The organism is Shewanella sp. Pdp11, from assembly GCF_002838165.1.
GTDB classification, from domain to species: domain Bacteria; phylum Pseudomonadota; class Gammaproteobacteria; order Enterobacterales; family Shewanellaceae; genus Shewanella; species Shewanella hafniensis.
The window spans coordinates 3,486,548-3,500,121 of the sequence record NZ_CP015194.1 but is presented as its reverse complement, the minus strand read 5'-3'; the positions used below and the strand labels follow the sequence as shown (position 1 = coordinate 3,500,121).

General features: G+C 45.2%; 8 protein-coding genes and 7 tRNA genes. 12 read left to right on the top strand and 3 right to left on the bottom strand.

Features of this window, described 5'->3' with window-relative positions:
• Positions 1-92 precede the first annotated feature (92 nt).
• The 11 genes from AYJ58_RS15455 to AYJ58_RS15405 all read left to right on the top strand — a co-directional run bounded on the left by AYJ58_RS15455 (position 93) and on the right by AYJ58_RS15405 (position 7,648).
• Positions 93-183: transfer RNA gene (locus AYJ58_RS15455), tRNA-Ser, on the top strand.
• Positions 184-551: 368 nt separating this feature from the next.
• Positions 552-2,549 (top strand): methyl-accepting chemotaxis protein, encoded by a 1,998-nt coding sequence (locus tag AYJ58_RS15450; RefSeq protein WP_106650807.1) that lies wholly within the window; start codon positions 552-554, stop codon positions 2,547-2,549.
• Between the two features lie 190 nt (positions 2,550-2,739).
• A tRNA-Ser gene (locus tag AYJ58_RS15445) sits at positions 2,740-2,830 on the top strand.
• A 390-nt stretch (positions 2,831-3,220) separates the two neighbouring features.
• Positions 3,221-3,311: transfer RNA gene (locus AYJ58_RS15440), tRNA-Ser, on the top strand.
• A gap of 386 nt (positions 3,312-3,697) precedes the next feature.
• Positions 3,698-4,342: a UvrY/SirA/GacA family response regulator transcription factor gene (gene uvrY, locus AYJ58_RS15435; RefSeq protein WP_006082070.1), complete on the top strand. Its 645-nt coding sequence runs from the start codon at positions 3,698-3,700 to the stop codon at positions 4,340-4,342.
• 103 nt (positions 4,343-4,445) lie between these two features.
• Positions 4,446-6,275: an excinuclease ABC subunit UvrC gene (gene uvrC, locus AYJ58_RS15430; RefSeq protein ID WP_106650806.1), complete on the top strand. Its 1,830-nt coding sequence runs from the start codon at positions 4,446-4,448 to the stop codon at positions 6,273-6,275.
• Between the two features lie 47 nt (positions 6,276-6,322).
• A complete protein-coding gene (gene pgsA, locus AYJ58_RS15425) occupies positions 6,323-6,871 on the top strand; it encodes a CDP-diacylglycerol--glycerol-3-phosphate 3-phosphatidyltransferase (RefSeq protein ID WP_006082068.1) in 549 nt (182 codons plus the stop codon).
• 220 nt (positions 6,872-7,091) lie between these two features.
• Positions 7,092-7,167: transfer RNA gene (locus AYJ58_RS15420), tRNA-Gly, on the top strand.
• A gap of 44 nt (positions 7,168-7,211) precedes the next feature.
• Positions 7,212-7,285: transfer RNA gene (locus AYJ58_RS15415), tRNA-Cys, on the top strand.
• Positions 7,286-7,334: 49 nt separating this feature from the next.
• Positions 7,335-7,421 (top strand) — tRNA-Leu (locus AYJ58_RS15410).
• A gap of 140 nt (positions 7,422-7,561) precedes the next feature.
• Positions 7,562-7,648, top strand: a tRNA-Leu gene (locus AYJ58_RS15405).
• Between the two features lie 892 nt (positions 7,649-8,540).
• Here the strand turns inward: AYJ58_RS15405 and AYJ58_RS15400 are convergent.
• Positions 8,541-10,124 (bottom strand): glucan biosynthesis protein G, encoded by a 1,584-nt coding sequence (locus AYJ58_RS15400; RefSeq protein ID WP_232790820.1) that lies wholly within the window; start codon positions 10,122-10,124, stop codon positions 8,541-8,543.
• Between the two features lie 425 nt (positions 10,125-10,549).
• Positions 10,550-11,269: a dipeptidase PepE gene (gene pepE / locus AYJ58_RS15395; protein ID WP_106650804.1), complete on the bottom strand. Its 720-nt coding sequence runs from the start codon at positions 11,267-11,269 to the stop codon at positions 10,550-10,552.
• Between the two features lie 286 nt (positions 11,270-11,555).
• On the opposite strand from pepE, the gene htpX reads away from it, so the two are divergent.
• Positions 11,556-12,419: a protease HtpX gene (gene htpX, locus AYJ58_RS15390; protein WP_106650803.1), complete on the top strand. Its 864-nt coding sequence runs from the start codon at positions 11,556-11,558 to the stop codon at positions 12,417-12,419.
• Positions 12,420-12,514: 95 nt separating this feature from the next.
• Here htpX and AYJ58_RS15385 read toward each other — a convergent pair whose 3' ends face one another.
• Entirely contained in the window at positions 12,515-13,450 is a 936-nt protein-coding gene (locus AYJ58_RS15385; RefSeq protein ID WP_106650802.1) for a LysR family transcriptional regulator ArgP, read from the bottom strand.
• Positions 13,451-13,574: the final 124 nt, after the last annotated feature.

Here is a 13,574-nt window from a genome sequence, read left to right as displayed (position 1 = left end):
ACACCTGAGTGGATATAAGTTGAGCATTTGATTCGAGAATTAAAAATTGAGGTTTACAAGCTAGCGGTATGCTTATATTATTTTCGGCGTTAGGAGGGGTGGCAGAGTGGTTTAATGCACCGGTCTTGAAAACCGGCGTGGGTTTATAGCCCACCCAGGGTTCAAATCCCTGCTCCTCCGCCATATTTTACGAGAAAGGCCATCAGTAATGATGGCCTTTTTTGTTTGCATGATTTGAACCAAGGTTCCTCATTCTAAGCGCAGCTCCTGCGCCATATTCAGGAGATAGGCTATCAGCAATGGTGGCCTTTTTTGTTTGTGCAATTTGAATCCCATGTTTTCATTCAAAGCTGCGTTACTGTGGCTGATTAGCGGCATTTTAGTCCGCTCTTTCTATTTATGGTCTACACTCAAATCCGTGGCCAACTTAATGGTTTTTATGGCCTTTAAAATTTGCACTAGGATGGTGCGACGTATGATTCTCGACAATCTTGGGTCATACGGCCGAGCAATTCTCCCATCTGGGTGACTTATTTTAAGTAGAGAAAGCTATGTGGTTACCAACACGTATTTCGCAGCGCCTCACTATGGGCAGCATAGTACTGCTTTTACTGACCGGACTCGCCGTTTTTGGTGTGATGTCACTGAGGGGGCAACCTAGAGTAGTGGCGGCGAGTCAGGAGTTAATTGAGCAAACCGGTAGCAGTATCGTGAGGCAACTCGCACTTAAGCTTGCCAGCATTGAGGGTATTACTTTAAGCCTTGCACGCCTTGCAGAAGTGCTACCCCACGAGCAAGCTCTTTATCTTAATTCCTTACCTAATCTAATTGATAACAATGGCGATCTCACTATTGCAGGCGGTGGGATCTGGCCAGAGCCAGATAAATTTGTCGCTGGCAGCACCCGTCACAGTTTTTTCTGGGCCCGTGGTAGCGATAATTTACTGGCTTATTCCGATGACTATAATACGCAATCTGGCCCTGGCTATCACAATGATCCTTGGTATACAGGGGCACGCACGAGTTCAGTATCCCAGTGCCTATGGTCTGAAGCCTATCAGGATACCGTGACGAAAGTGGCGATGGTGACATGCAGTGTGCCATATCGTCTGACGGGGACATTTGCTGGGGTCGCAACAATAGATTTAAAACTTGATGATTTAGCAAAATTTCTAACAGAACATGGCAATGTAACTGACGGCTATGCTTTTGCTTTAGATCAAGCGGGTAATATCTTGCATTTTCCTGAAGCGAATAAGTCCGACATTATGCTGCGCTTTACCGATCTCGTCGGGCAGTTACCTTGGCTTGCCCCCGTTGAAGCTGCGCTTAAACAAACCTCAATTAATAACGTAATTTCCGTGAGTTTAGATAAGGATGGAAGACTCAATCAGGCGAGCGAGGTAAGCCTTTTTGTGATGCCTGATACCGGATGGGTGATTGGTCTTGTGACGCCAAAGACCCGAGTCACAGGGCTTGCCCGTGAGCTGACCTTTGATATTTTGTTGTTTTTATTACCCTTGCTCGCCATTTTACTTTATTTGGCGTGGTTGTCGGGTAAAAAACTGTTGGCGCAGCTTGAGGAAACCACAGATCAAATTGCTTCCCTTGGGAGCGGTAATTTGGGCGCCAATGTCGAGCTGCAAATTCAGCGGGATGATGAAATTGGTGCTTTGCGTCGAGCTGTAAATACCTATGCGGGTACACTGAGGGCAATGCTAGATTTGATCACCCAAGAGGCGAAGAAAGTTCAGTTTGAGGCAACGCAATTAAGTGGTCTGAGCCATAGGTTAGCCCAACGTGCAGAACAGCAGCGGCTTGAGAGTGCGCAACTCGCCGCGGCGATAACACAAATGTCGTCAAGCGCGATGGAAGTGGCGAATAACACTAACGATTGTGCTGCAACGGCGCAATCCTCTTTAATTGTGGTGCGGGAAGGGCAAACCCGAGTGGCATCCAGCAATGCTTCGATTGAGGCATTAGCGGGGGAGATCGCCAATGCGACCAAGGTGATATCCCTGTTGGCTCAAGATAGCCAGAAAGTGGGCGCCGTATTGGATGTGATCAAGGCGATTTCAGAGCAAACTAATCTGTTAGCGTTAAATGCGGCAATAGAAGCGGCAAGGGCGGGGGAACAGGGTCGCGGCTTTGCGGTTGTTGCCGATGAAGTGCGAACTCTTGCTGGTCGTACTCAAGATTCCGCCAATGAAATCAGTACCATGATTAATGCTTTACAATCAGCATCTCGGCTTGCGGTACAAGCGATGCAAACGGGCGAGTCCCGCACTGTCCACGCAGTTGCTGAGGCTGAGGGAGCGGCCAGTTCTCTATCGAGTACTGTACAAAGTTTCGATGATATTTCGCAGCGAGCCCAGCAAATTGCTTTAGCTGCTCAGCAACAAAGCCAAGTGACTCAGGAGATCAATGAGTTGGCGGTGAGGATTAATAGCATTAGTGAAGATAACTCACTTGATGCGACCGCACTCGATGCGTTAAGCCTTGAAATGCAGAAACTATCCGACCGTTTAATCAATATTAATCGAGCTTAAGCCTAATATCCTGATAAAAAGTTATGTAGTTGATCGCCTTGTTAGTGGTGCTTTAACTGACCGGAAATTCAAAGCATAAGCCGAATTACGCGATTTTTTAAGCAAATTGGATGTAGATTGACCATGTGGATTGCTATTTTAAATTAAGAGTTTACAGCGGAGTAGGAGATAGCTATTATCTCGCTCGTTCGGAGGGGTGGCAGAGTGGTTTAATGCACCGGTCTTGAAAACCGGCGTGGGTTTATAGCCCACCCAGGGTTCAAATCCCTGCTCCTCCGCCATATTTTACGAGAAAGGCCATCAGTAACGATGGCCTTTTTTGTTTGTGCAATTTGAACCAAGGTTCCTCATTCTAAGTTCAGCTCCTCCGCTATATTCACGAAACAGGCCATCAGTAATGATGGCCTTTTTTGTTTGTGCAATTTGAACTAAGGTTCCTCATTCTAAGTTCAGCTCCTCCGCTATATTCACGAAACAGGCTATCAGTAATGATGGCCTTTTTTGTTCGTGCAATTTGAACCAAGGTTTCTCACTCTAAGCCACAAGTTTTCTGTTTTTGCTTTGAAACACGTTTTTTAATCAAAAATTGAATTTGAAATAATCAATTAACACGATTAAGCATAAATTTAAGTTTACAGTGGCAGTAGAGATCGCTATTATCTCGCTCGTTCGGAGGGGTGGCAGAGTGGTTTAATGCACCGGTCTTGAAAACCGGCGTGGGTTTATAGCCCACCCAGGGTTCAAATCCCTGCTCCTCCGCCATATTTAGTCAAAATGCCGCTAAGCAATTAGCGGCATTTTGCATTCATATCGTTTGAACCCTTGGGTTCCTGATTTGAAGCGCAGCTCCTACGCTATATTCACGAAAAGGCCATCAGTAATGATGGCCTTTTTGTTTGTGCTGTACTACCGATCCAACAAGCATTTAGGCTGATAGCGCTTTGTGTATTGCTTCGTTTTTAAACGCTTTTTATTGGTATGCTATTCTGGAATCCTTTCTTTAAATATCATCTAGTTAACAATGTTGAATTTATGCTTTGCGAAATGGGGTTGTTGGGCTAAATTAGCCTTATGAACTCGTTATCCGTTTGCTGTGTTGCTTTATTTAACGCACGGAACGAGCTGAAAATAGTAAAAGGTGGATAAAGTTGATTTCGATATATTTGGTTGACGATCATGAGCTTGTGAGAACTGGGATCCGCCGTATCTTAGAAGATGAACGTGGGATCAAAGTGGTGGGCGAAGCCCCTGATGGTGAGACTGCGGTGCAGTGGGCTCGCCAAAATGAAGCCGATGTGATCTTAATGGACATGAATATGCCAGGAATGGGCGGACTGGAAGCCACTCGAAAAATTTTACGTTATCAGCCCCATGCTAAAATAATTGTGTTGACTGTGCACACGGAAGATCCGTTTCCAAGTAAAGTTATGCAGGCTGGCGCTTCGGGTTATTTGACTAAAGGGGCTACGCCACCGGAAGTACTGCAAGCGATACGTCAGGTCTCTCGTGGCCAACGTTATTTATCCCCTGAAATTGCCCAACAGATGGCGCTGAGCCAGTTTAATCCCGCCGATGAAAACCCGTTTAAGTCTCTGTCTGAACGTGAGTTACAAATCATGTTGATGATCACCAACGGCGAGAAGGTAAACGATATTTCTGAGCAGCTGAACTTAAGCCCTAAAACCGTTAACAGTTACCGCTATCGTTTATTTGCCAAACTGGGGATCAGTGGTGATGTTGAGCTAACGCGGTTAGCTATTCGCTATAAGATGTTGGATGCTGGCCATTTTTAATGGAAAGTGGATTGCGTTGGTCGATGACTTTAATCTAGCGAGTTCTTGGGTTATATGTTCCTATGTTGTTTGTGTTAAGTCTGCAAAATTGTGGGTGTAAATGATGTCGAATGAATTTAACGCCCAAAGTTTTTTGCGTACAGTTTCGTCCTCCGCTGGGGTTTATCGCATGTATGACGTCAAGAATGACGTCATTTATGTGGGTAAAGCCAAAGATCTCAAAAAACGGCTCAGCTCGTATTTTCGTAAAAACCTAGGCAATGTTAAAACCCAAGCCTTAGTCTCGCATATACACCATATTGATGTGACGCTGACCCATAGCGAAACCGATGCGCTATTGCTTGAAAATGATTACATCAAGCAATACATGCCCAAATACAATGTGTTATTGCGTGATGACAAATCTTATCCTTACATACTGTTAAGCCAGCATGAACACCCAAGGCTTGCTTATCATCGTGGTCCGCAGCGGGAAAAAGGCCACTATTTTGGCCCTTATCCTAACGGCGGCGCGGTACGTGAAAGTCTGCATTTAATGCAGAAGCTGTTTCCAATTCGTCAATGTGACGACCTTTACTACAAGTCTCGCTCACGCCCCTGTTTGCAATATCAACTTTCCCGTTGCAGCGCACCCTGCGTGGGTAAAGTCAGCAACGCTGATTATGATGAGCAAGTAAAACTCGCCAGCCTGTTTTTAAAGGGCAAAGATCAGCAAGTGATCAGCGCCTTAGTTAACAAAATGGAGCTTGCGGCCGAGCAACAAGCCTATGAGCAAGCTGCACGATTTCGCGATCAGATCATGGCGCTGCGTAAAGTCGCCGAACAACAGGAAGTATCGAATAATAAAGGTGATATGGATGTCATCGGTGTGCATTATGCGTCGGGCATCGCCTGTTTCCATTTGCTGTTTATCCGCGAGGGTAAAATCTTTGGCAGTCGCAGCTATTATCCTTCCGTGCCCGCCCAAACCGATATGGACGAAGTGCTGCGCTCTTTCATCCTGCAGTTTTATTTAAATGCGGATATTCAACGCACGATCCCAAAGGAAGTGGTGATTAGCCACAACTTTGAAGAATTACATGAACTCGAAACGGCGATTTCAGAAGCGCTAGATAAAAAGTTTTCGATTAAGACCAATGTGCGTGCCGATAGGGCGAGCTTCTTACGGTTAGCCGTGACCAATGCGACCAATGCCGTGGTTACGCGCTTGTCCCATAAAAATACGGTCGAGCAGCGTTTTGTGTTACTTGAGGATATCCTTGAATTGAGTACGCCTATTCAACGGATGGAATGTTTCGATATCAGTCATACCATGGGGGAGAGCACGGTTGCCTCCTGTGTGGTGTTCAATCGGGAAGGGCCGCATAAAGGTGAATATCGTCGCTATAATATCGAGGGGATTACACCGGGCGATGATTACGCGGCAATGAAGCAAGCGGTGAGCCGACGCTTCGATAAGATTGAGGCGGGCGGTAAAATCCCTGACATTCTGTTTATCGATGGTGGACTCGGGCAGCTGCGTATCGCCCAGAAGATAGTGGATGAAAAGTTTGTCCATTTAGATAAAGCGCCGCAGCTCATTGGGGTGGCGAAAGGTGAGGGCCGTAAACCTGGGCTTGAAACCTTGATCTTAGGAGATACCGAAACCAGCTTTTCCCTCGAAGGTGATTCGCCTGCGTTGCACCTTATTCAACATATTCGTGATGAATCCCATCGATTTGCAATCACTGGCCACCGTAATCGTCGCCAGAAAACCCGCAATACTTCAACACTGGAATCGATTCCTGGAATTGGTCCTAAACGTCGTAAAGCTTTGTTGCAGCATTTAGGTGGCTTGCAAGAAGTGAAAGGAGCAAGTGTGGCGGAATTAGTCAAAGTACCAGGGATCAGCATAGAAATGGCACAAACCATTCATGATGCATTGCGAGGGTGATAAAATTAAGGCAAGATTGGCGCTGCTTTTGACTAACTGGTTTGATCATGCCGTTTAACTTACCTATAGCATTAACTCTTTTCAGGCTTTTTTTACTGCCCATTTTCGTGGTGCTGTTTTATTTACCCTATGACTGGACCCCTTTTGTTGCCGCCTTTACCTTTTGGCTCGCGGCGTTAACGGATGCATTAGATGGTTATGCTGCCCGTAAATTGAAGCAATTAACCCGTTTTGGCGCTTTCCTCGATCCAGTCGCTGACAAGTTGATGGTGATCACAGCCTTAGTGCTGTTAGTCGATCAATACGCCAATATCTGGTTGACTATGCCTGCACTATTTATGATTGGCCGCGAGATTGTCATTTCAGCGTTGAGAGAATGGATGGCTGAGATAGGTAAACGTGGCACTGTCGCCGTGTCTTGGATTGGTAAATATAAAACTGCCGCGCAAATGGTGGCAATTATTGGCCTTATTTGGCAATACAATCCTTTAATGACCAATGCCGCTTTTGTGCTGCTATATATCGCCGCAGTATTAACGTTTTGGTCAATGATGAGTTACATTTTAGCCGCTTGGAAAGATCTGACTGCTGAATAGTGCAATAAAAAATCAAAGAGATTATTTAGTGTGCAAGCAGTAAGTTATCGATAAAACAGCGGTTGACACTGGGTGGTAAATCGGTAGAATGCCACCCCGTAGACAAGAGACGATGTGAAAACAAAATCTTAACGCTACTGAATATTGAAATGTGATATTCGCTCTGTTGGTAAGGTGAAATACGATACCTTGTTGATTTGAGTCAATAGCAAAACACAATGCGACATTAGCTCAGTTGGTAGAGCGATACCTTGCCAAGGTATAGGTCATCGGTTCGAACCCGATATGTCGCTCCAATATTCTTGAAGTCTGATTCTGGTTAATCCAAGTTAGCAACTATGGCGCGATGGCAGAATGGCTATGCTGCGGATTGCAAATCCGTCGATCTCGGTTCGACTCCGGGTCGCGCCTCCATAGATTAACGTATTAATGACACGATTCCCGTCGTTAATATAAAGAGTTTGCCCGAGTGGTGGAATCGGTAGACACAAGGGATTTAAAATCCCTCGCTGGTAACAGCGTGCCAGTTCAAGTCTGGCCTCGGGTACCATTATTTTTTATTATAATGGTAAAAATAAAGTCCTAAGCATTAATAGGAGTTTATTAAAGATTTAGTTGTTGTATTAAGTGTTAGCTATATAGCGTTAATAATATTTTTGACATGATTCCCGTCATTAATATTCAGAGTTTGCCCGAGTGGTGGAATCGGTAGACACAAGGGATTTAAAATCCCTCGCTGGTAACAGCGTGCCAGTTCAAGTCTGGCCTCGGGTACCATTATTCTGTATGAATAGCATAAAGCCTCAACGAAAGTTGGGGCTTTTTTGCATCTGGATTTCCACATTTAGTCAGTGTTGTCCGCGAGAGATTTAAGGCCAAACTTGACTAACACGCTTGGCGTGCCGCTGCCGATAAAAGCTTAAGTCTGGCCTCGGGTACCATTATTCTGTTTGAATAGCATAAAGCCTCAACGAAAGTTGGGGCTTTATGCATCTGAATTTCCACATTTAGTCAGTGTTGTCCGCGAGAGATTTAAGGCCAAACTTGACTAACACGCTTGGCGTGCCGCTGCCGATAAAAGCTTAAGTCTGGCCTCGGGTACCATTATTCTGTATGAATAGCATAAAGCCTCAACGAAAGTTGGTTTTTTTTTGCATCTGGATTTCCACATTCAGTCAGTATTGTTCGCGAGAGGTTTAAGGCCAAACTTGACTGACACGCTGAGTGCGCCGTTTCCGATATAAGAGATTATCTCAATGTGTTGAACTAATCTCGCTTGCCTTAGTTAGCAGGGCTTCTTGCTGCGGGCTAGTCATGGGACGGAGTGCTGAAAACCATTGCATCATGTAACGGCGGTGTGTTTGAAGTTGATAGCATCATTTTGAAGCAAGCCAGTAGCTATGTGGATTTAACTCTTTGTGCAGTGAACTCAGAGCAAAAGCCGTGATATTATTTCGGCGAAATAACAGGTCGTGAGTTTTTTGCTTTGGTTTAACTTATTTATGCTTAGATAAATCTAGGAATGGAAAACTTATCAATAAAATCTCTCGATAAACGCTAGGTATAAAAAAGCGCCAGTAAATACTGACGCTTTAATTAACTCTAGCTTTTTATTAACGCAATAGGCTTAGTTGATGCTCGTTCGGCAATGGTTTTAATAAACAAAAACCTATTGCCAATCGTCGCTATTCCAGCGGTATAACCAAGTCGCTGCGAGGGGTTTATCGTCTTTCTTAAGCTGTAATCTCAGTTCCGCTACATTGGTGCTTTCTGGTTCGAAGCTGACAAATACCCGTGCGCCATTGATGTCAGGGTGAGCAACAATCCGAGTAGACAGGATTTTGCCTTTGCTGATACTGGCGTCGATACTAATTTTATCAATATCTTGTGGCTTGATATTACTAAAGTCGACGAGTAACTCTTTACCCTTGCTGAGCACTTGTCCCTTCGAACTGCGGACTACCCGCGCTTTTGACGCGATCGAAGGGCTGTCGTTTGACGCTGTCATACGATAGGAATATTTATAGGGTTGATCTTTTTTCAGGCCGCCTTGCGGCTCCCAATAGGCAACTATGTTGTCGTTGGTTTCTGCACTCGATGGGATTTCAATCAACACCAGCTGACCCTTGCCCCAATCATTGAGTGGCTCAATCCACGCTGAAGGGCGAAGTTGGTAGTTTGCACTCAGATCTTGATAGTCTTCGAACTTACGGTGGCGCTGGATCAGACCAAAACCTTTAATATCTTCATCGGCAAAGGCGCTGACTTGCAGTTTGTTGGGGTTATTTAGGGGGCGCCATAGACGCTCGCCATTACCGCGATCGATTTGCAGACCGTCGGAGTTGTGTACTTCTGGGCGGTAATCGGGTTTATCCGAGTTATCTAATCCACCAAATAGGAACATAGAGGTCAGTGGTGCAAGGCCAACATGTTGAATATCTTTGCGTGGGAACAGGGTTACATCCACTTCGACACGTGATGGTGCGCCAGGGTAAATACCAAAACGATAGGCCCCCGTGACACTTTGGCTGTCTAGCAGGGCATGCACCACAATCGCCGTTTGGTATTTGGATGGTCGTTCAACCCAAAAGCGCTTAAACAATGGATATTCTTCGCCTTTAGGTTGGGCGACATCTATTGCTAAACCGCGATTCGACAGGCCATAGGTTTGGCCTTTAGACAGTACGCGAAAATAGCTCGCGCCTTGGAACATGATGAATTCATCTTTCATTTCATCGTCATTGATGGGGTAATGCAAACGCACGCCAGCATATTGACCTAATTGGGTGATGAGTTTTTCAATGGCGTCACTGGGCACATCGAACGAGGCCTCAGTGAGCTCTATCGGTATCGCTTTGCTGTTTTCGACCACGTCGATATCGACAAGGTTTTTATAGAGAAAACCCGGAGCAAAAAGCTGTACCGAAAATTTAGTGGGTGTACCGCCCCAAATCGCGGCATTTTCTTGATAATTGATTTTGCCATAGGTGGCAAAATCAAGATCGATCAGCTCTTTAGGCGCTTTCTTGGCTTCTTTAAATGGCTTTTGCGACAGTTGTTGCGCGAGTTCGACTACAGTATCGTGGGTAAAATTTTTAGATTTTTTTTCTGGGACAGACGCAGGTGCTGCGGTTGTCTGTGCGGCATTGACGTTATTGATGCCGACGACGTAGACGATGGCGGTCAAGATGAAAAAAGGTAGTTTTTTGAGTAATGCCGGATAACCGGTAGGGTAATTCATCATATGATTCATTCGCAAAATGGAAACTCCTTACTAAAATGACGCTGATCCATAGGCAGATATGCAATATGTTTCAGTCTAGCTAAAGATGTTTGAACTATTTAATCCCTAATTATTAATAATTTGTCTGCGACAAAGCCCGAAGTTGTTGGATTCGAATAGCTGTGGCGAGCAGTAATTTTACCTGCGAAGCTTGATATTTGTAACATAAATTATGACGGATGCTATTTAGCCGTTGTATGCCACATTACTCTGTTGATACCTCAATCAAATGAATGTGCCCTCTATTAAACTCTTGGTTGCTTAGTGAATTCAGTAATGAAGGTTAATTTAATTACAACTGATTTAGTTCAAACGATGACTTAAAGAAAACAATATTAGTGGTTGAGGCTCACATTATTTTGTGAGCCTCAAAAAAGTGACTCTGAACATGCCTTTCAGAGCGATGGCTTGAGTAAATTTGAGAGATCGCTGCCCACAGGGATAGGTATTTCTTGCTGTTCTCCGCAGAACAAATACGCAGGTTGGTTACCTAAGAGTGAGAGTTTGTCTCCCTGACGCCACAGGGCTGAGCCTTCGACTATACCGACCACAGGGGTTAATGGGTCGACTTTTGTGAACTCTAATAACCGCTGGGCACGGGTTTCACCATTGTGGCCCGGTGCTTGGTAATTGGAATAATGCGGATTGAGCTGGAACGGTACTAAGTTTAATGCCTTGAACGATGGCGGCTCGATGATGGGCATATCGTTCGTGGTGCGAATGCTTAACCCTGATACGTTAGACCCCGCGCTCCAGCCGATATAAGGTTTACCTTGGGCGACTTGATCACCAATTAGCTTAACCAGATCATAACGATATAGTTGGTGCAATAAATGAAAAGTGTTGCCGCCACCGATTAAAATACCGTCGGCATCTTTAATCGCTTGTTGTGGATCGGGATGCTGGTGAATGCCACTGATATCGAGTTCAAGCTCACTTAACCCTGTCACTACAGACGCTAAATAAGTGTCATAACTCATGCTGACGCCAGCATAGGGGATAAAAATCCATTTCTGCGCCTTGGCGGTAAGCGGTTTAATAAAAGGGATCGCGTGGGCAAGGTAAGGTGTATCACCGACACGAGAGCTGCTCAGTAGTAGGGCATTGATTGTCATTTTATATCCTGAAATCTCGGAATGTGCTGGCATGTTAACAAAGATTAATCCCGATAAACATAGAGAAATAAAGCAGAATTGCGCTGTAGCACTGATAGCCGCTAGATTTAAGTTTCGATTAATATACTGTCCCTAGACTCTCGATCCATGAAAGACAGTGCCTATATACGAGAAAGATAACCTAATTTAAAAACTCTTTTCTTTTACCACTTGAATTTCGATGATTTGGACATATTATGTCTTTGAGCAAAGTTAAATGGCACATTCTTGCCCTAAAGGAGCTGAAATGAAGCGTATATTTTTATTGATTGCGACTAACCTAGCTGTGTTGCTAGTAGCCTCAATTGTGATGTCTATTCTAGGCGTTAACACGTCGACTATGGGTGGACTGCTGGTGTTCGCTGCCATTTTTGGATTCGGTGGGGCCTTTATCAGCTTAGCCATTTCAAAATGGATGGCGAAAAAGACCATGGGTTGTGAAGTGATCACCACCCCACGTGATAGCACTGAGCGTTGGTTAGTAGATACGGTTGCCCGTCAAGCTAAGCAAGCGGGGATTAAAATGCCAGAAGTGGCGATTTACCAATCACCCGACATGAACGCGTTTGCCACAGGCCCAAGTAAAGACAATTCATTGGTGGCTGTGAGTACGGGTCTGTTATATGGCATGAGTCAAGATGAAATTGAAGGCGTATTAGCCCACGAAGTGAGCCACGTAGCTAACGGTGACATGGTGACCTTGACACTTATTCAAGGTGTGGTGAACACCTTCGTGATCTTCGCAGCCCGTGTGGTTGCCGGCATTATCAACAATTTCGTGTCGAGCAATGATGAAGAAGGCGAAGGTTTAGGCATGTTCGCTTACATGGCGGTGGTGTTCGTGCTTGATATGCTATTCGGTATCTTGGCTTCAATCATCGTCGCTTACTTCTCCCGTATTCGTGAGTACAAAGCCGATGAAGGCGCGGCCCGTTTAGCGGGTAAAGGCAAGATGATTGCTGCGCTTGAGCGTTTACGCCAAGGTCCAGAAAGCACGGCAATGCCTGCACAAATGTCTGCCTTTGGTATTAACGGCAAACGTTCAATGGCGGAAATGATGATGAGTCATCCTCCATTAGAAAAACGCATCGCAGCGTTAAGAGCAAGCTAATAAAGAGTGAGTTAGGTTTACGTTTTAAGCCTCACTTACAATCAGAACTATGACTCTGAATATCGGGCTCAAACTTTGGTTTGAGCCCGATTTTTTTATGCCTGCAGCAAATTGTGTTGCGCGGTTGCCGCAAGGGCGCGATAGACCAGTGTCGTTTGTTTCGCTTTGATATTCCAATGCTGCCAAAACAGTGGCACACGCATGCGCCGTTCGGGCGTGAGCTCTATCAGTATTCCTCTATCGATTAATGGTTTAGCTTGCAGATGACCAACGAGTCCGTAACCTAAGCTTAAGTTAATGGCCTCTAAAAAACTTTCTGACGAGGGGATAGTATGTTGCCACCATTGCCCTGGTGTCATATTGAAATATTGGGCGAGAAATTTCTCATGTAGTTTGTCTTTGGTGGAGAACACTACCGCAGGCGCCTTTGCTAACTGGGCTTGGTTTATGGCATTGAATGACGAGGTGTTACTTAATGATGTGGTATCACTCGGCTCGCTAAAATAGCGCGCGGCAAATTCGGGCGTGGCCACACACAGATATTCCATCGTGCCTAAAAACTCACTGCTGCAACCCGCCATCGGCACTTCGGTTGTGGTGACACAGCCGACTGCTTCACCATTTTTCAATAGATGATGGGTGTAAGACTCATCATCGACAATTAATTCCAATAACCAAGCGTGGCGACTGAACATGCCAGCCAGCGCGGGTAAAAACCATGTGGCTAAGCTATCGGCATTCACAGCAATACGCACTGTGGTCGGATGGTTGGGATCGTCGGCGTCCATCTCGGCTCTTAATTCACTCTCAAGTAATTGCACCTGCGAATAGTGGCGCAGTAGGCGTTTGCCTGTGGGTGTCGCGACCACAGGATTGGAGCGAATAAGTAATGACTGACCGACTTTTTCCTCAAGTTGCCGAATACGTTGCGATACTGCCGACTGGGTGATGTGCAGCACTTTGGCCGCGCGATCGAACCCGCCTTCCGAGACCACAACAGCAAGGGCTTTGAGATTGGCGTATTCCAGCATAGTCATCCTTAATCGATGTGTGTTTGATGATTATTAATTTTACTTATGACACATAAAAAACATTAGTTATATTAATTTTGTTGTTTTGACTATGCTAGCGCCTTCTTCGAACATGAGAGGTGAT